16 protein-coding genes are annotated in these 16,603 nt (G+C 64.8%); 11 read left to right on the top strand and 5 right to left on the bottom strand.

Annotated elements, in window-relative coordinates; all coding sequences use genetic code 11:
- Nucleotides 1–51: 51 nt before the first annotated feature.
- The 6 genes from BFD71_RS04750 (at nt 52) to BFD71_RS04775 (ending at nt 5,673) form a co-directional block, all read left to right on the top strand.
- The gene (locus BFD71_RS04750; RefSeq protein ID WP_069262127.1) at nt 52–1,359 is read left to right on the top strand and encodes a chloride channel protein; all 1,308 of its coding nucleotides are present in this window, start codon (nt 52–54) and stop codon (nt 1,357–1,359) included.
- A 364-nt stretch (nt 1,360–1,723) separates the two neighbouring features.
- Nucleotides 1,724–3,304 carry an isocitrate lyase gene (locus BFD71_RS04755; protein WP_069262128.1) on the top strand — a complete coding sequence of 527 codons (1,581 nt, stop codon included), beginning with the start codon at nt 1,724–1,726 and terminating at the stop codon, nt 3,302–3,304.
- Between the two features lie 128 nt (nt 3,305–3,432).
- A complete protein-coding gene (locus BFD71_RS04760) occupies nt 3,433–3,651 on the top strand; it encodes a DUF2945 domain-containing protein (RefSeq protein ID WP_069262129.1) in 219 nt (72 codons plus the stop codon).
- 134 nt (nt 3,652–3,785) lie between these two features.
- The gene (locus BFD71_RS04765; RefSeq protein WP_141710574.1) at nt 3,786–4,352 is read left to right on the top strand and encodes a hypothetical protein; all 567 of its coding nucleotides are present in this window, start codon (nt 3,786–3,788) and stop codon (nt 4,350–4,352) included.
- A 62-nt stretch (nt 4,353–4,414) separates the two neighbouring features.
- Nucleotides 4,415–4,822, top strand: a complete 408-nt coding sequence (locus BFD71_RS04770; protein ID WP_069262131.1) for an OsmC family protein — start codon at nt 4,415–4,417, stop codon at nt 4,820–4,822.
- A gap of 5 nt (nt 4,823–4,827) precedes the next feature.
- A complete protein-coding gene (locus BFD71_RS04775; protein WP_069262419.1) occupies nt 4,828–5,673 on the top strand; it encodes a GNAT family N-acetyltransferase in 846 nt (281 codons plus the stop codon).
- A 5-nt stretch (nt 5,674–5,678) separates the two neighbouring features.
- On the opposite strand, the gene BFD71_RS04780 is transcribed toward BFD71_RS04775, so the two are convergent.
- The 5 genes from BFD71_RS04780 to BFD71_RS04800 form a co-directional block, all read right to left on the bottom strand.
- Entirely contained in the window at nt 5,679–6,824 is a 1,146-nt protein-coding gene (locus BFD71_RS04780; RefSeq protein WP_069262420.1) for a lipocalin-like domain-containing protein, read from the bottom strand.
- Between the two features lie 4 nt (nt 6,825–6,828).
- Nucleotides 6,829–9,462 (bottom strand): FtsX-like permease family protein, encoded by a 2,634-nt coding sequence (locus BFD71_RS04785; protein ID WP_083245062.1) that lies wholly within the window; start codon nt 9,460–9,462, stop codon nt 6,829–6,831.
- Nucleotides 9,463–9,465: 3 nt separating this feature from the next.
- The gene (locus BFD71_RS04790) at nt 9,466–10,152 is read right to left on the bottom strand and encodes an ABC transporter ATP-binding protein (RefSeq protein ID WP_069262422.1); all 687 of its coding nucleotides are present in this window, start codon (nt 10,150–10,152) and stop codon (nt 9,466–9,468) included.
- 25 nt (nt 10,153–10,177) lie between these two features.
- Complete coding sequence (locus tag BFD71_RS04795) at nt 10,178–10,651, bottom strand: ferritin-like domain-containing protein (protein ID WP_069262423.1); 474 nt, start codon at nt 10,649–10,651, stop codon at nt 10,178–10,180.
- Between the two features lie 112 nt (nt 10,652–10,763).
- Entirely contained in the window at nt 10,764–11,255 is a 492-nt protein-coding gene (locus tag BFD71_RS04800) for an SRPBCC family protein (RefSeq protein ID WP_069262132.1), read from the bottom strand.
- A gap of 104 nt (nt 11,256–11,359) precedes the next feature.
- On the opposite strand from BFD71_RS04800, the gene BFD71_RS04805 reads away from it, so the two are divergent.
- The 5 genes from BFD71_RS04805 to BFD71_RS04825 all read left to right on the top strand — a co-directional run bounded on the left by BFD71_RS04805 (nt 11,360) and on the right by BFD71_RS04825 (nt 16,561).
- The gene (locus tag BFD71_RS04805; RefSeq protein ID WP_069262133.1) at nt 11,360–11,956 is read left to right on the top strand and encodes a hypothetical protein; all 597 of its coding nucleotides are present in this window, start codon (nt 11,360–11,362) and stop codon (nt 11,954–11,956) included.
- Nucleotides 11,957–12,254: 298 nt separating this feature from the next.
- Complete coding sequence (locus tag BFD71_RS04810) at nt 12,255–13,310, top strand: hypothetical protein (protein WP_069262134.1); 1,056 nt, start codon at nt 12,255–12,257, stop codon at nt 13,308–13,310.
- 52 nt (nt 13,311–13,362) lie between these two features.
- Nucleotides 13,363–13,731: a DUF2784 domain-containing protein gene (locus tag BFD71_RS04815; RefSeq protein ID WP_069262135.1), complete on the top strand. Its 369-nt coding sequence runs from the start codon at nt 13,363–13,365 to the stop codon at nt 13,729–13,731.
- A gap of 122 nt (nt 13,732–13,853) precedes the next feature.
- Nucleotides 13,854–15,128 carry a DUF2252 family protein gene (locus tag BFD71_RS04820; RefSeq protein WP_083245091.1) on the top strand — a complete coding sequence of 425 codons (1,275 nt, stop codon included), beginning with the start codon at nt 13,854–13,856 and terminating at the stop codon, nt 15,126–15,128.
- Between the two features lie 194 nt (nt 15,129–15,322).
- On the top strand, nt 15,323–16,561 hold the full coding sequence (locus BFD71_RS04825) for an FAD-dependent oxidoreductase (protein WP_069262136.1): 1,239 nt from the start codon (nt 15,323–15,325) through the stop codon (nt 16,559–16,561).
- Nucleotides 16,562–16,603: the final 42 nt, after the last annotated feature.

The following is a 16,603-nucleotide window of genomic DNA, read 5'->3' on the forward strand; positions in this document are numbered from 1 at the left end:
AAGGCAATTTATGTCACAATGTGCCTTAAATGCCATTTTCTCCGGCCATCCATGCGATTTTCGAACATTTTTGATCGGCGCACGATTGTGCGAAGCCATCGGCGCTGGCGCTATTTCGGCGTCTTCTGGGCCGGCGCCATCGCGACAGGGCTCATCGCAGTCATGTACGCGCGGCTCATCGACTTCGGCTTCGACGTCTTTGTGAAGATGACCGCCCATAACGGGTGGTTGCCGCTTGTCATCACGCCGGCCATCGCCGCGTTCAGCGTCTGGGCCACGCGCCGCTGGTTTCCGGGTTCCGAGGGCAGCGGCATCCCGCAGGTCATCGCGACGTTGCACGATGTGCGCGGACTCGGCCCGCGCCTTCTTACGCTGCGCATCCTGATCGGCAAGATCGCCCTGTCGTTTCTCGCGATTCTCGGCGGATTCACGATTGGCCGCGAAGGGCCGACCATCCACGTGGGCGCGGCGCTCATGTACAGTCTGCGGCGCTTCTACCCGGCGCGCCTGCGCAGCATGTACGGCGTCGGCCTCGAATACAAGCTCGCGCTCGCGGGCGCGGCCGCCGGCCTTTCCGCCGCGTTCAATGCACCGCTCGCGGGCGTGGTCTTCGCCATCGAGGAACTCACGCGCAGCTTCGAAGCACGAACGAGCGGCGTGATCATCACGGCCATCATCTTTGCGGGCATCGTCTCACTCGCGCTGCAAGGCAACTATGTCTATTTCGGCACGATCGCCATCGGCGGCCATTTTCCCGATCTGCTCGCCGTCGCCGTCATCCTCGTCGGCGTGATCACCGGCCTCGCAGGCGGCGTGTTTTGCTGGCTGCTGCTCAACACCGAACGATGGATGCCGGCCCGTTTGTTCGCTCTCCGAAAGGAACGGCCCGTGACGTTCGGCGCGCTGTGCGGTTTGTTCATCGCCGTGATCGGCGTGGCGAGCGGCGGCCACCTGTTCGGCAGCGGCTATTCGGAAGCGCGCGGCATGCTCGAAGGCCACTCGCAGCTCGGCGCCGCTTATCCTGTGCTGAAAATGGCCTCGATGGTGGGCTCGTACCTGCCGGGCACGCCGGGCGGCCTTTTTGCGCCGTCGCTGGCGATCGGCGCCGGCATCGGCAATGCACTGCACATGGTGTTCGGGCAGATGCAACTGCCAATGCTGATCGCGCTCGGCATGGTCGGCTATCTGGCCGCCGTCACGCAAAGCCCGATCACGGCATTCGTCATCGTCATCGAAATGATCGACGGGCACGCACTCGTGATCTCGTTGATGGCAACGGCGCTCGTGTCGAGCCAGGTCTCGAAGCTGTTCGCGCCGCCGCTGTATGAAGCCCTGGCGCATCGCTATCTGAAGCAGTGACGCGCGCTGAGACGTCCGTTCGTGAGAACGGACGTCTACCCAAACCCCCGCCTCTCTTTGCTCGAGCCATCCGCGCTCGGCCGCCCCGGCCACCGAAAGCGCACTTCACATCGTGAAATTCAGCTTGAATTCCCGAAGCGGCGCCGTTTCGCTTTGTGAAAACATGTTCTACAGCGCAAAAATTGTTAGCTATCTCTTTGATAAATAACGAATAAATAACTCATATGTCTTATATAAGACTTTGCTGCGACGCATCAGGAAGCCCCTACAATTGAGCCATGCAGTTCGCTTCGACGTACGTGGCGGCACGCTGAACCCCATTCATTCAATCGCGCTTTGCTCTTCGGAGACTTAGGAGATACACATGGCTCAATATCAGGACGACATCAAGGCAGTGGCTGCTTTGAAGGAGAAACAAGGCAGCGCCTGGAATGCCATCAACCCCGAATCGGCCGCACGCATGCGGGCCCAGAACAAGTTCAAGACGGGCCTCGACATCGCGAAGTACACGGCGAAGATCATGCGCGCCGATATGGCCGCCTACGATGCCGATCCATCGAAGTACACGCAGTCGCTGGGCTGCTGGCACGGCTTCATTGGCCAGCAGAAGATGATCTCCATTAAGAAGCACTTCAACAGCACCGAGCGCCGCTACCTTTACCTGTCGGGCTGGATGGTGGCCGCGCTGCGCTCCGAGTTCGGCCCGCTGCCGGACCAGTCGATGCACGAGAAGACCTCCGTCAGCGCGCTGATCCGCGAGCTGTACACTTTCCTGCGCCAGGCCGACGCCCGTGAACTGGGCGGCCTGTTCCGCCAGCTGGACGCCGCTGTTGGCCCGGCCAAGGCGGCCATCCAGGAGAAGATCGACAACCACGTCACCCACGTCGTGCCGATCATCGCCGACATCGACGCGGGCTTCGGCAACGCGGAAGCCACCTACCTGCTGGCCAAGCAGTTCATCGAAGCGGGCGCATGCTGCATCCAGATCGAAAATCAGGTGTCCGACGAGAAGCAGTGCGGCCACCAGGACGGCAAGGTCACCGTGCCGCACGAGGACTTCCTGGCCAAGGTCCGCGCGATCCGCTACGCCTTCCTCGAACTGGGCGTGGACGACGGCATCATCGTGTGCCGTACCGACTCGCTGGGCGCCGGCCTGACCAAGCAGATCGCCGTGACCCACACGCCGGGCGACCTGGGCGACCAATACAATTCGTTCCTCGACTGCGACGAAATCGCGGCCGACGCGCTGGGCAACGGTGACGTCGTCATCAAGCGCGACGGCAAGCTGTTGCGTCCGAAGCGCCTGCCGAGCAACCTGTTCCAGTTCCGCGCCGGCACGGGCGAAGCACGCTGCGTCCTCGATTGCATCACCTCGCTGCAAAACGGTGCCGACCTGCTGTGGATCGAAACCGAAAAGCCGCATATCGCCCAGATCGCCGGCATGGTCAACGAGATTCGCAAGGTCATCCCGAACGCCAAGCTGGTGTACAACAACAGCCCGTCGTTCAACTGGACGCTGAACTTCCGCCAGCAGGCGTATGACGCGATGAAGGCCGCGGGCAAGGATGTGTCGGCATACGACCGCGCCCAGCTGATGAGCGTGGAGTACGACGAGAGCGAACTGGCGAAGGCCGCGGACGAAAAGATCCGCACCTTCCAGGCCGACGCGTCGCGCGAAGCCGGTATCTTCCATCACCTCATCACACTGCCGACGTATCACACCGCTGCGCTGTCGACCGACAACCTCGCCCGCGAATACTTCGGCGACCAGGGCATGCTGGGTTATGTCGCTGGCGTGCAGCGCAAGGAAATCCGTCAGGGCATCGCCTGCGTCAAGCACCAGAACATGTCCGGCTCGGATATCGGCGACGACCACAAGGAATATTTCAGCGGCGAAGCGGCGCTGAAGGCGGCGGGTAAAGACAACACGATGAATCAGTTCTGATAGCTGTCATTCCCGACGTAAAAACGCCAACTCAATCGGGTTGGCGTTTTTATGCGTCGCCGGGACCTCAGCCGCAGGAACGAAGAATGCGACTCCGGAGGGGGATTCAACCACCGGAGCGCACAATCATGTCCCATCGACTCAAAACAGGCGATCGCGTCACGTGGAACACCCCGGAAGGCATGACGACGGGCACGGTCGTCCGCCGTATCATCAGGGATACGGAACTGGAAGGCCACACTGTCGCCGCGTCGAAGGACGACCCGTATTACGAGGTCGAAAGCGAAAAAGACGGTCAGCACGCGGTGCAACCCGCCGATGGACTGGAAAAGGTGCACAAGCACTGACCTGCGCGGAATTACATAGTCGAATTCGTCGGCCAGTAGCTCGACCTCATTGAGGGACAGGCTCTCAGTTCCCTGATACAACTCGAAACGTTCTGTGCACGATGAGTCGGTAAACTTCTCGTGCGGGCATGCCAATGGCTTGCCAAAACGCACCTGCTGTTACCCCTCATCACCCTTTCCCCGGCACGCGGCGGTACGCCCGCGCCGGGGAATATGACCTGGAACGTATTGTGGACGACCGATTCGACCGGCGCGAACTGTTGCTGCACCTTGGAGATGTTCTGGAAGCGATGCGCAACGTCGGCGCGACTCAAGCCTTTTCGCCCGTTGCGCTCCTTGCTTCGCGCGAGCCTTCCTTGCAGGCGTTGCCCTTTCTGCAGCACATGTCGCCTCGCTTGCGCGCAAGAGATTTTCTTGAACGGGCCGCAAGCGCCTACGCGAGCTGGCCAAGGGCGCTTCTGGAGACCGAACTCGATCGCGTCGAGCTTGCCTCGACGGTGCAGCGCGAACTCTTCGCGGACGATCCGCAAGGTTGGGCATCGTACGCCGCCTACATCAGGCAGAAGGTCAGCTGGTTCGGACTCGAACTCGATAAGTCGGCGCACGCCTCGACAGCGGTGAACGATGATGACGAGGAGAACGGCGGAACTTCACCTACGCCTGCGATGAAGACGGGCTGGCCATGGAAGCCGATCGAGTAAGCTACTCTCCCCCGCTTCGCTAATGTGATCGCCCGCGAGACCCAACCACCGAGGAGTTACCCATGCCGCTCGCTACCGCTACTGCCAGCCTCGCCGCCGACGCGCCCAACTACGTCGTGGCCATCGAGGCCGGCCGTCACCCGCTGACCGGCGACGAAGGCCCGCACGAAGGCGGCGAAGACCGCGGCCCCGCGCCATTCGCGTTCGTGCTGTCCGGCCTGGCCGCATGCACGGCCGCCACGCTGCGCATGTACATGCAGCGCAAGACCTGGCCCGCCGCCGCGATCGCCGTCGAGGTCAGCCTGCATGCGGATCACGACGGGACCCAGTACATCCGGCGCGGCGTCGCAGTCGACGGACCGCTTGAAGAGGCGCAGCGCGCGCGCCTGGCCGAAATTTGCGAAAAGACGCCCGTCACGCTCTTCATCAAGCGCGGCACGCGCATCGACACGACCTTGCGCATTGGATGAACGTCATGGATCGAACCGGCGACTTCATCGTACGCACCATGTCGACCGACGAGGCGGCACTGGCGGTCGAATGGGCAGCCGCTGAGGGCTGGAACCCCGGGTGGCACGACCCGCGCTGCTTCCGTGAAGCGGACCCGGACGGTTTCCTCGTCGGCGTTTTGCGCGGTGAGCCCGTCGCGAGCCTCTGTGCCGTTGCGTACGACGACAGCTTTGGCTTCATCGGCCTCTACATCGTGAAACCCGGATTTCGCGGCAAGGGCTTCGGCATGCGCATCTGGCAGCACGGCATGCGTTACCTGGGAGACCGTAACATCGGTCTCGATGGCGTCGTCGCCCAACAGGCGAACTACGGGAAGTCCGGATTCCGGCTCGCGTACCGCAACATCCGCTATCAGGGGCGCGTGAGCGGCATCGGGTGCGCGTGTGTCGTGCCAGCCGCGGACGTGCCGTTCGAGCAGTTGCTTGCCTACGATCGCGCCTGTTTTCCCGCGGGGCGCGAGCGTTTCCTCCGCGCCTGGATCGCCCAGCCGGATGCCGTTGCGCTCGCAACGGTCGAGGCGGGCCGCGTTGCCGGATACGGCGTCGTGCGTCGCTGCGAGGCGGGCTGCAAGATCGGGCCGCTCTTCGCCGACGATGCGGACGTCGCCACGGGCCTCTTTCGCGCGCTGGCGGCGAGCATGCCGGGCGAGGTCATCGTGCTCGACGTGCCGGAGACGAACCCTGCGGCCGTCGCGCTGGCAGAACGGCACGGTATGACGAGCGTCTTCGAAACCGCGCGGATGTACACGAAAAACGCGCCCGCGATTGCGATCGATCGCGTCTTCGGCGTGACGTCGTTCGAGCTGGGTTGACAGATCTAAAGCTCGAGCCGCTGAACATAGCCCGTGAGTTCGAGATAGCCGCGTCCCAGCGGTCTTCCTGCGGGTTTCGTCGCGGTTTTCTCAGCATCGGTGCTCGCCGCGTCCGCCTGAAACGCCGTCACCGCCCCCTCCCAATACACCGCGCCGGTGCTCGCGCGGCTGTCGAACTCCTGATCGTCCATGAGCGGCGCAAGCGTCAGATGCACGTCCTGCGCATCGACGCGCATCGCCACCGGATACTGTGCACCGGTATGCGGCGAACGCCACTGGCGCAGCGGCGTGAAGCGGATGCTATCGGGCGATAGCGTATGCGTGCTGCCATCGGCGGCGCGCAGCGTGCCGCCAGCCCAGAACTTGTGGCCTGCCTTGTCGCGAATCTGCAAAGCCATGAGTGCGCCGCCGTCATCGAAGTTGATGCCGATCCAGTCCCAGCCGACCGCGCCGTCTGCGAGCGGCGCCGACGACCATTCGTGATCGAGCCACGCCTGCCCTCGCACGTGCCCGGCATGGCCAGTCGATTGACCACCGCGCTTGAGCATGCCGTCGACTTGCAGCCACGGCACGCTGTAGTAGTAGCTCGCCTCGTCCGGCAGCGGGCCTTTGCGGCTGTACCCGCCCTGCCCGTTGACGAGCACCGGCTGCGTCGGCGCCAGAGTCAAGGCGAACGTGAAGTCGGGCGTAGCGACGTTCAGGCGGTAGCGGCCATCCGTGTTGCGCTCGATCGACCAGTCGTCGATGCGGACTGCCGTGTCCGTCTCGCTCGCTTGCGCGAGACCAAAGCCGCGGCGCGCAATCCGCTGGTCGTGCTGCAGCTTGCCCGCGTGCGGATCGCTCAGCGCCACGTTGGCGAACAGCAACTGATTCGGCGCGAAGCGGCTCGGATTCGCTTCGTCGAGCGCGGGGCGCGAGCGGAAGAATGTCGCTTCGAAGCCCAGCGATGCATCGGCAGCCGCGTCGGCGTCCGGTTGCAGCCAGCCGGTCACGTACCACCATTCGGTGCGGTAGCTCGAATGCGCGCCATAGTCGCGCGGGAACACGAGCGGCTGTCCGCTCGTCACCGCCGGAAAATCCGGCATGCGCGCCCATGCAACGCCTTGCGACAGCGCGGCGAGCGACGATAAGAGAAACGTGCGCCGTCTCATCGCGTCACCAATCGTCGCGCACAGCGCGCACCGCATCGACCGACATCGCGGCGCGCGAACTCAGGAGCGCCGTGAGCGCGGCGGCCACGACGACCGCCGAGGCCAGCGCCGCCAGCAATCCCCATGGCATATGCACACTCATCGTCCAGTGAAACGATTGCGGGTTGACGACATGCACGAGCACCATCGCGAGACTCAGGCCCAGCGTCAAGCCGGCAAGCACGCCGAGCAGCGCAACGAGCGCACCCTCCATCGCGAGCATGAGCCCGATCTGGCGACGCGTCACGCCGATATGCCGCAGCATGCCGAACTCGCGCGTGCGGGCGAGCGCTTGCGACCCGAAGCTCGCGCCGACGCCGAACAAGCCGATGATCACCGCCACCGCTTCCAGCAGATACGTCACGGCGAAGCTGCGGTCGAAGATCCGCAGGCTCGCCGCGCGGATCTCGCCGGGCTGCGCGAACTCGAGACGCTGCCCGCCATGCACGCTCTCGTGCAAGCGTGCGATCGCTTGCGCCGGCGCCACGCCCGCGTCGAGCCACAAGGCGGCATCGGTTACGCGCGTGTCGCGGGTCAGCCGTCGATAGTCGCTCGCGTCGATCACGATGGCCCCGAACTGGCGTGCATAGTCGCGCCAGATGCCGGCCACCGTAAACGGCAAGCGCTGGCCCGCCAGCGGCAGCGTGATGCGTTGGCCTGTGTGCATCCCGTACAGATCGGCGGCCGCCTCGCTGATCCACACCGGCGGCGGCTCGCCCGCTTGCGGTACGCGAGGCGCAGTCGTCAGCGGCAGGCGCGCGGCGGGGTTGCGCGCATCGATGGGTCGCGCGAGCAGGCTCACGGGCGGCAGGCGAGCATCGAGCGAGATTTGCGTCGCGCGCAGAAACTCGGCGCGCGCGATACCGGGTGTCGCTGCGATGACTGCCTGATCGCCCGGCGAAAGGAATGCGCTGTCGCCGCCCGGCGAAGCGCGCAGATAGAGCGGCGCGGGCAGCAGCAACTGCAGCCAGTCGTCGACGGCGACGCGAAAGCTCGACACCATGATCGCCATCGCCGTCATCAGGCTGAAGCTCGTGACGATGCCCGCGAGCCCGATCGTCGCGCGGCCGGGGGCATTGGCGAGCTGCGCCAGCACGAGCTGCGGCAAGACATGATTCGAGCGCGGCAGCACGGCGAACACGGCGCGCGCGAGCGCCGGCATCGCCAGCACGCCGCCCAGCAACAACAGCGCGATGGACAGATAGCCGAACACCGGCAAGCCCGCCACGGGCGGCAATAACGCGGTGACGAGCCCGGCGGCGATCGCGAGCAGCGCCGCCGTGACCGTGCGCTTCGTACGCAGCCGGGCGGCCGGCGCTTCCTCGTCGCCCGCCTTCAGCGCCCGCGCGGGTCGCGCCCTCGCGGCTTCGAGCGCCGGCGCGAGACTGCCGAGCACCGACGCGGCCATCCCCAGCGCAAAGAATATTGCCGCCGGCATGGCATCGAAATGCACGCGCGGCTGCACGCCTTCGAAATAGCCGCCGCCCAGATCGCCGCCCGCATAGCGGAGCACGGCCGCCGCGAGCGCGAAGCCGATGGCGAGCCCCACCGCCGCGCCGAGCACGCCGAGGATCGCGCCCTCGGTGACGACGAGCCACAGCACGCCACGCTGCGTCACGCCGATCGCGCGCAACAGCGCAAACTGCGCACGACGCCGCAGTACGGCCAGGGCCTGCATCGTGAAGACGAGGAACGCCCCGGTGAACAGCGCAACGAGCGCGAGCACGTTGAGATTCGCGCGATACGCACGCGAGAGCATCGAGGTGCGCTGGGCGTTGTCGCCCGGTGTGAAGGCGGCGACTCCCGCGGGCAAGTGCGGCGCGAGCGAATGCGCGAACACTTCGGCATCGACACCCGGCTTGAGCTTGATGTCGATGCGCTCGAGTGTGCCGAGCCGCTGCAGGCGCCATTGCGCGGCGCCGATGTCCATCACGCCGACACGCACCGCATCGCCCGAGGCGGGCAACACACCCGCGATGCGCAGGGCGACCGAAGCGAGCCCGACCTGCACCGTGAGCGAATCGCCAGGCTTGAGCGCGAGCCAGCTCAGCGCGGCTGGCGAAAGAAATACGGTGTCCGGGTCGAGCAGATCGAGCGTGCTGGCCTTCGTACCGTTCGTGCCATGCGTGCCATTCGTACGATCGGCCAGTTCCACGCGTCCGACGAGATTCGGCGTGACATACCCTGCGCGAAACACATCGACGCCGAGAAGTTTCAGCGACTCGTCGCGTCCCGCGACGCGCGCATCGACCTCCACCACCGGGCTGACCGCGGCGACCTCGGGCAAGCTGGCAATGCGCGGGTACAGCGCTTCATCGAAACCGGCACGCGGCCCGCGCAGCTCGATATCCGCATTGCCCATCAGCGAGTTGACAGTGGCCGACAGCTCGTTGAGCGCCGCGCGATTGATCAGCTGCACCGCGTAGCCCATCGCGACGCCCGCGGCAATCGCGAGAATGCCGATCAGCGTGCGCAGCGGATGCGCGCGCATTTCCCCGGCGATGAGCGCCGCGCCGACGCCGCCAGCAGGCGTGCGATCGCCCCGGCAACGCGATGCGGCAGCGTCGCGCGATGAACCCACGGCACCGAACCAGCGCATCGCCTACGCGCCGCCTGGGCCGGGCGAGTACGGCTCGAGCCCAGCGGGCGTGAGCCGCAGCACGCGGTCGGCGGCAGCCGCCACGGCGACCGAATGCGTCGCGAGCAGCACGCCCGCGCCGTTCTTTTGCGCCAGTTCGCGCAGCAGCGCGAGGATGCGCATCGCCGTGTCGTGATCGAGATTGCCGGTGGGCTCGTCGGCCAGCACGAGACGCGGCTGATGCACGAGCGCGCGCGCGATCGCTACCCGCTGCAACTCGCCGCCCGACAATTCACGCGGCAGCGCGCGCTCGCGCCCGCCGAGCCCGACTGCATGCAGCACGGACGAGACGCGCACCGGCACGTCTTTCGCCCGCATGCCGTTCAGGAGCAGCGGCAGCGCGATGTTCTGCGCCGCCGAGAGGTTCGGCAGCACATGGAAGGCCTGGAACACGAAGCCCATCTTCTGTCGGCGCTGCAGGGTGGCCGCGTCGTCGTCGAGTGCGCCGAGGTCGTGTCCGTCGAAGACGATCTGTCCCGCGTCCGGCCGGTCGAGACCGGCCGCGAGATTGAGCAGCGTCGATTTTCCGGCGCCCGATTCGCCCATGATGGCGACGCATTCACCCGAGCGCAATTCGAGATTCACGCCGCGCAGCACGTTGCGCGGCGTGGTGCCGTCATAGTGCTTCGATACGTTGGCGAGCGTCAGCATCATGTCGAACCTAACGCAGCGCCTGTCAGGCGGGCCCCATGTCCTGCCGCGGCGACGTCGCGGTCGTGCCCGGCCGGCGCAGCATCTTGTCGACCTCGCCCGCGTGCAGCTCCTCGACCTGGATCATCTGGCGCGCGTACTCTTCGAGCGCAACCGAGCGGTCTGCCACGAGCGAAAGCAGCTCGCGGTAAAGACCGAGCGCGATCTGTTCGGCCTCGAGCGATTCGCGCAGGATGGCCCCGATATCGAAGGTATGGGAATCGAGCAGCGGACCGATGGCGAGCGACGGATACGCGCCGAGCGTCGTGATCCATTCGCCGGCCTGCTGCGCATGCAGGAGCGACTCGTCCGCCTGCTGCCGCAGCCACGAGACGATCGGAATGCGGCCGAAGCCGAAGACCAGGAACGAATAGTGCGTGTACCGCACAACGCCCGCCAGCTCGGATTCGAGGATCTTGTTCAGCACGGCGACGACGGGCTCCTTCTCGATCTCAGTCATGTTGCCTCCCATGCACGGCAAGTAAGCGGTGTGCAATGTTCATAACACCTCCGTCTCGCGGAAATCTCGCAGAAAGCGTGTGCAAGCGCACTGACGAATTCGATTGTTGCACTTATCGCGGTTCGCCGCTGCAATCGATCAAACGAGCCTCGAGCAGGCGCGCAAGCGCCAGGCCGCCTTCGCGCATGATCGAATCGTGATTCCAGCGGAATATCAACCGCACGAGGGGCGCGAATGCGAGCGCGCTCATCCACGCACTGGCCGTCCTGACATGCCAATCGTAGCGCACCATCGTGCGGCTGCCGTCGGCCGCGAAATGCCAGCGCCCCACGCCCTCCAGCGCGCCGCTGGCCTCTCCCTCGAGCGCGAGGAGCGGCGCGACGCGCGTGACGCGAACGTCGATGATCACGCGATAAGGCAGCACGCCTTTCCACGTGTAACGATGCACCGCCCCGAGCCCGTCGGTCTCGCCCGCCCGCAACTCGCGCACCGCTTCGACGTTCTTCCACCAGCTCGGCCAGTTCATCGAATCGTGGATCGCGTCCCATACCGGCTGCACCGGCGCCTCGATGCACCACGAGGTCGTCAGACGGAATTCCGCCATTGTTCGTTTCCTCCTTGTCTGCGCCAGGGCCGGGTGTGCGTTGCGCGATGCGAAGCCGTGCTCCAGAATGACCCATCTTCCACCTTCGAGTATAGGAGGGGCCAATGACGCTCACAGACCGGGATTTCGTGGCCGTCGCACAGGCACGCTTCGATGCGCTCGCAAACTACGAGGTCACGTTGAAATCGACATCGGCGCGAGCGGAAACGGTCGAGGTCCTCTATGGCTACCGAAAGCCCGGCTTCGTTCGGATGGACTTCATCCGGCCGCATGGCGGCGCGACGCTCACCTTCAACCCGGAATCGGGCAAGGTCAAGCTCTGGCCGTTCGGTATCGACACGTTTCCGCAGCTCACGCTGGCTCCCGACAATCACATGATTCAGAGCCCGCAGGGTCATCGCGTCGACGAGTCCGATCTCGGCGCACTGCTAGTCAATGTCCGTGCGCTGCAGGAGCATGGCGACACCCAGGTCGTCGGCACCGAAGCGATCGGCACGCACGAGGCGGCGCACGTGATCGTGACGTGCCTGCCCGGACACTTCGTAAGCGGCGTGTTCCGCTATGAGTTATGGTTCGACTCGAGCCATGGTTTGCCCATCAAGGTCGTGAGCGAGGGCGAGTCATGCGAGCCGATCGAAACGGTGCTGATGGAAAACCTGCGCATCGACGTGCCGGATTCGCAGCTCAGGCCGTTCGGCTAGTCGCGCAAGCGATCACTGGCATTGGGGATGCCACTGAATCCTCAGGTTAATCAAGGCGTAAACATGACATCCTAAAATGCCTCAACCGCTTAGGATGCCAAATAACCAGCCAGCCCAAGCGTGCGCGACGAGCCAGCTATCGTCGGAAATATACGTCTGCTCCCCCAATCGTTGCTAACGCAGTTAATCGCGATTCCGTCGACGGAATCTACCCTGAGCGGCCCGCTCGCCTGCGAACAGGAAGCGGTGTCGCTCTGCCCGAAAGGTATTCCCGTTCGCTGGATCGAAGGGACATGGCATGTTCAGAAACGTTATCGAGTTCGCAAGACAGGTGCGGCGCAGCGAAGACTTCAAGAATGCGCTCAATACGCCGGGCCGCCTGTCCCTGCATGCGAAGCAACGCCTCAACCGCGGCCACTTCGTCATAGAGATTCGCGCAAATTCCGGCTTCTTTTCCGTTATGCAGATCGTCCTGTGCATCCTCCTGTATTGCGACGAGAAGCGTCTGACGCCCGTTATCTCGGCGCGCGGTGGAAGCTATGGCGACGCGCAAGGCAAAATCGACTGGCTAGCCGAATACTTCGAAGACCTCGCACCGTCCGCCCTGCCGGATGCCGCGAGGGCTGGTTTGCGAACGTCGATCGTGCGCGATCTCGGCGATTTGGGCTTTCGCCGTTACGAAGCCGGCCTCCGGCTGGAACGGGCGAGTGCGCTATTCCTGTCGAACTATCGGCCACGCGAATCGATCCGGCAGGAAGTCGCGCGCATCAGCGAGCGGCTCGATATCGGCGCCTCGACGCTGGGCGTCCATTTTCGTGGCACAGATAAAAAGTTCGAAGCCCATACGATCGACCGGAGTGCGTTTTGCCGCATGGTCGAGAAAACCCTTGCAGACGATCACCGGCTCACGAACATCTTCGTCTCCAGCGACGAGCAGGCGTTCCTCGACTTCTTCCGGAAGTGGGGCTTCACTGTGCCCGTCAACGTCGCGCCTGCGACGCTGCTCGCGAGCGGCGAGAAGCCCGTGCACTTCAGCGGACATTCCGGACTCGCAATTGGCCGCGAAGCACTCGTCGCGAGCCTGCTACTCGCAAACTGCGGCCATTTGATCAAGACGCCCTCCTATCTCTCGGGATGGTCGAAGATCTTCAATCCGTCGCTGCGGGTGAGGCTCGTCGTGCCTCCCCGCAACAACGCATTCTGGTTTCCCGATAGCCAGATCTGGACCGAACAGGCCAGGCGCGACCACGACCTGGTGATGCCTGAAATCGAAGACGCGCCTTTCGACTCGCCGTTCACGGCAACCGCGACGACGCCAAACGCGGGAGCCCTCCCCCGACCCATCGATCTTTGAAGACGTATCATCGAAGCCAGAACGCAGGGCGAGGGCAATTGCGAGCATCGTCATGAACTGGCTGGCCAATATCGTTCTCGTGCTACATGCACTGGTCGTACTCTTCATCGTCGGCGGCTTGCTCGCGATCTGGGTGGGCGCCTGGCTCGGGCGCGCCTGGGTACGCAACCGCGTGTTCCGTCTCACGCATCTGCTTGCGATCGGTGTCGTCGCCCTTCTTGCGGTCCTCGACCTCCCGTGTCCGCTCACGGTGCTCGAGGACTGGCTGCGTACCGGGCACGCCGGACCGCAGGGCTTCATCCAGTACTGGGTCAGCGACTTGCTGTACTACGACTTGCCCGGCTGGGTGTTCGCGACGGCCTATGCAGGATTCCTGGTGGTCGTGGCAGCCACCTGGTTTCGTGTCCCGCCGCGTTCGTGACGGCGATCGCGCATCGATCTTCAGCCCGTAACGACACTGGCGGCACACTGCTTGCTCTCGCCCCACAAACGCTAATTTCGGCGTCGACGCAAATCAACGCCTGCAAAAAGGGGATGACGAACATGTCCAGCAAAAAGAGCCGCGACAAACTGCCGAAAGGGACAAAGCCGAAAGTTTCGAAAGGCGCCGGGCCGTCAAAGGCGCTGCCCAAGCCCCGCGAGCGCGCGGCCATCCTGACCGGACAGCGCCGCCTGAAAATGGCGCGCTCGCCTCATGCCTACGTGCGTGGCAATACGGCCCGATTCTACGAATGGATCGTCGAGACGAACGGCGACTCGCTGCCACACGGCCCGGCGATCTGGATTTGCGGCGATTGCCATACCGGCAACCTCGGCCCCGTCGCGAATCAGGAAGGCAAGGTCGAAGTCCATATCCGCGATCTCGATCAGACCGTGATCGGCAACCCCGCGCACGACCTCATCCGCCTTGGCCTCTCGCTGGCGACCGCGGCACGCGGCTCCTCGCTTTCCGGTCTCACCATCGTGCACATGATGGAGGCGCTCGCAGCGGGCTACGAATCGGCGTTCGTGCCAAAGCGCGCGAAGGTCCAGATGTCCGGGCGCCCCGAGCCCGTGCATCTGGCGATGAAAGCGGCCGTACGCCGCTCATGGCAGCATCTGGCCGAGGAGCGCATTGAGGATCTCGAACCCTCCATTCCACTTGGCAAGCGCTTCTGGCCGCTCACGCGCGCCGAGCGCAGGGCAATCGACACGCTCTTTCGCGACGATGCCATCGCGAGTCTGCCCACGGGCCTGCGCGGCCGCAACGATGCCGGCAAGGTCGAGGTGATCGACGCGGCGTATTGGGTCAAGGGCTGCAGTTCGCTCGGCAGGCTTCGCTATGCAGTCCTGCTCGATGTCGACGGCGGCATGATCGATGGCGACGATCTGTGTCTCATGGACATCAAGGAGGGTGTGAAAGCCGCTGCACCGCGTTACGAAGACGCATCGATGCCGCGCGACAACGCCGAGCGCGTGGTGGAAGGCGCGCGCCATCTCTCGCCCTTTCTCGGCGAGCGCATGCGGGCGTCCCGCCTGCTCGATCGCGCCGTGGTGATTCGCGAATTGCTGCCGCAGGATCTCAAGCTCGAAATCGATGAGCTCGAAGAGAGCGAGGCGCGCAAGGTCGCGTTCTATCTCGCGGCGGTGGTCGGCAACGCGCACGCACGCCAGATGGACCCGCCGACACGGCGCAGCTGGCTCGCCGAACTCCGGCGCGCTCGCTCGAAGACGATCGATGCGCCCCTGTGGCTCTGGACAAGCATCGTGCAACTGGCGAGCAGCCACGAAGCCGGCTATCTCGAACATTGCCGCCGCTATGCCACCGGCGTGAATTGAGGCAGCCTCCCGACGCTCGACCTCGTCGTCCAGATGCTTCGCATCCCGACCATCGAATCTTGCCTCCACAGCGTATGCGAGTCGCATAATAGCGCTATCCGCACGCCTCGCGGCACGCACGCTCAAGCGCCTCATGCGCCGTCGGTTTGCTGACGTCCGGGTTCGCGTCGCCGCCATGGCATGGAGGTTTTCAAATGACTCAGGGCAGCTACGACATCGTGATCGCAGGCGGCGGTCTTGGCGGCGCAACGCTTGGCCGTGCACTCGCAGGCGCCGGCGTGCGCACGCTCATCGTCGAACGCGAGACGTCGTTTAGGGACCGCGTGCGCGGCGAGGGCATGATGCCCTGGGGTGTCGTCGAAGCCCGCGCGCTCGGCATCGATCGGCTGCTCCGTGATGACGGGGCGCACGTGGTTCCGTTCTGGAGGCGATACAGCGGACTGGTGCCAGCCGAATCGCGCAACCTCGCGGATACCACTCCCGGGCACACCCCGTGTCTGGACTTTTATCATCCGTCGATGCAGCGCACGCTGCTCGACGCGGCCGAGTCATCGGGGGCCATCGTGCTGCGCGGCGCCGAGGTCGTGCGCGTCGATCAGGGTGATGCGCCAGGCAAGCCGCCTGTCGCCGAGATTCGCACGGATGGCGGCACACATCGGGTAAAAGCCCGGCTCGTGGTGGGCGCGGACGGACGCAGGTCGACGGTGCGCAGAATCGCCGGCTTCACGCTCAACCAGGATCCCGGGCGGCTGATCGTGGCGGGTGTGCTCTACGAAGGGCTCGACACGCCGGAAGATTCGGTACACCACTTCCAGTGCCCAGCGCTGGGACAGGCCGCATTGGTTTTTCCCATCGGGCATCAGCGGTTCAGGACGTACTTCGTCTCATGGGTCGGGCAGCGCGCGCACCCCATCAGCGGCAGCGGGCATATCCGCGAGTTCCTCGACGCCTGTGTCGACACGGGCGTGCCGCGCGACTGGTTCGAACGCGCGAGTGTGGTTGGCCCGCTCGCGGCTTATCCCGGCGCGGACATCTGGGTCGAGCATCCCTGCAACGGCAGCGTGGTGCTGATCGGCGACGCGGCGGCGGCCAGCGACCCGTCATGGGGATGCGGGTTGTCGTTGACGCTGCGCGACGTCAGGGTGCTGCTCGACCGTCTGCTCGCAAACGACGACTGGGAAGCCGCCGCGCATGCGTATGCCTTCGAGCACGACCGGTATTACGGCGCTCTGCACCGCGTACTGGACTGGCTCACCCAGCTGCTGTACGAACGCGGCGCGAGCGCTGACGAGCGCCGCGCCCGCATCCTGCCGTGTTTCGCCATGGAGCCCGATCGCGCGCCCGATCTGCCAGGGCTCGGCCCGGAGACGCCATCGGATGAAGAGGCTCGCCGACGGTTCTTCGTCGAGGATCGTTTTCTGCCTCCGGGCTGATCGCGCGGCGCATGTTCAACGCCACGGGCGTGAGCGGCCTGG

The sequence above is a fragment of the Paraburkholderia nodosa genome (genome assembly GCF_001718195.1).
In the GTDB taxonomy this organism is placed as follows: Bacteria; Pseudomonadota; Gammaproteobacteria; order Burkholderiales; family Burkholderiaceae; genus Paraburkholderia; species Paraburkholderia nodosa_A.

What these genes read in the sequence shown, in the direction of transcription:
- BFD71_RS04755 (WP_069262128.1), top strand. Translation starts at nt 1,724, where the DNA reads ATGGCTCAATATCAGGACGACATCAAGGCAGTGGCTGCTTTGAAGGAG.
- BFD71_RS04770 (WP_069262131.1), top strand. Translation starts at nt 4,415, where the DNA reads ATGCCGCTCGCTACCGCTACTGCCAGCCTCGCCGCCGACGCGCCCAAC.
- BFD71_RS04810 (WP_069262134.1), top strand. Translation starts at nt 12,255, where the DNA reads ATGTTCAGAAACGTTATCGAGTTCGCAAGACAGGTGCGGCGCAGCGAA.
- BFD71_RS04800 (WP_069262132.1), bottom strand. Translation starts at nt 11,255, where the DNA reads ATGGCGGAATTCCGTCTGACGACCTCGTGGTGCATCGAGGCGCCGGTG.
- BFD71_RS04825 (WP_069262136.1), top strand. Translation starts at nt 15,323, where the DNA reads ATGACTCAGGGCAGCTACGACATCGTGATCGCAGGCGGCGGTCTTGGC.
- BFD71_RS04790 (WP_069262422.1), bottom strand. Translation starts at nt 10,152, where the DNA reads ATGCTGACGCTCGCCAACGTATCGAAGCACTATGACGGCACCACGCCG.
- BFD71_RS04820 (WP_083245091.1), top strand. Translation starts at nt 13,854, where the DNA reads ATGTCCAGCAAAAAGAGCCGCGACAAACTGCCGAAAGGGACAAAGCCG.
- BFD71_RS04775 (WP_069262419.1), top strand. Translation starts at nt 4,828, where the DNA reads ATGGATCGAACCGGCGACTTCATCGTACGCACCATGTCGACCGACGAG.
- BFD71_RS04765 (WP_141710574.1), top strand. Translation starts at nt 3,786, where the DNA reads ATGGCTTGCCAAAACGCACCTGCTGTTACCCCTCATCACCCTTTCCCC.
- BFD71_RS04750 (WP_069262127.1), top strand. Translation starts at nt 52, where the DNA reads ATGCGATTTTCGAACATTTTTGATCGGCGCACGATTGTGCGAAGCCAT.
- BFD71_RS04815 (WP_069262135.1), top strand. Translation starts at nt 13,363, where the DNA reads ATGAACTGGCTGGCCAATATCGTTCTCGTGCTACATGCACTGGTCGTA.
- BFD71_RS04805 (WP_069262133.1), top strand. Translation starts at nt 11,360, where the DNA reads ATGACGCTCACAGACCGGGATTTCGTGGCCGTCGCACAGGCACGCTTC.
- BFD71_RS04785 (WP_083245062.1), bottom strand. Translation starts at nt 9,462, where the DNA reads ATGCGCTGGTTCGGTGCCGTGGGTTCATCGCGCGACGCTGCCGCATCG.
- BFD71_RS04780 (WP_069262420.1), bottom strand. Translation starts at nt 6,824, where the DNA reads ATGAGACGGCGCACGTTTCTCTTATCGTCGCTCGCCGCGCTGTCGCAA.
- BFD71_RS04760 (WP_069262129.1), top strand. Translation starts at nt 3,433, where the DNA reads ATGTCCCATCGACTCAAAACAGGCGATCGCGTCACGTGGAACACCCCG.
- BFD71_RS04795 (WP_069262423.1), bottom strand. Translation starts at nt 10,651, where the DNA reads ATGACTGAGATCGAGAAGGAGCCCGTCGTCGCCGTGCTGAACAAGATC.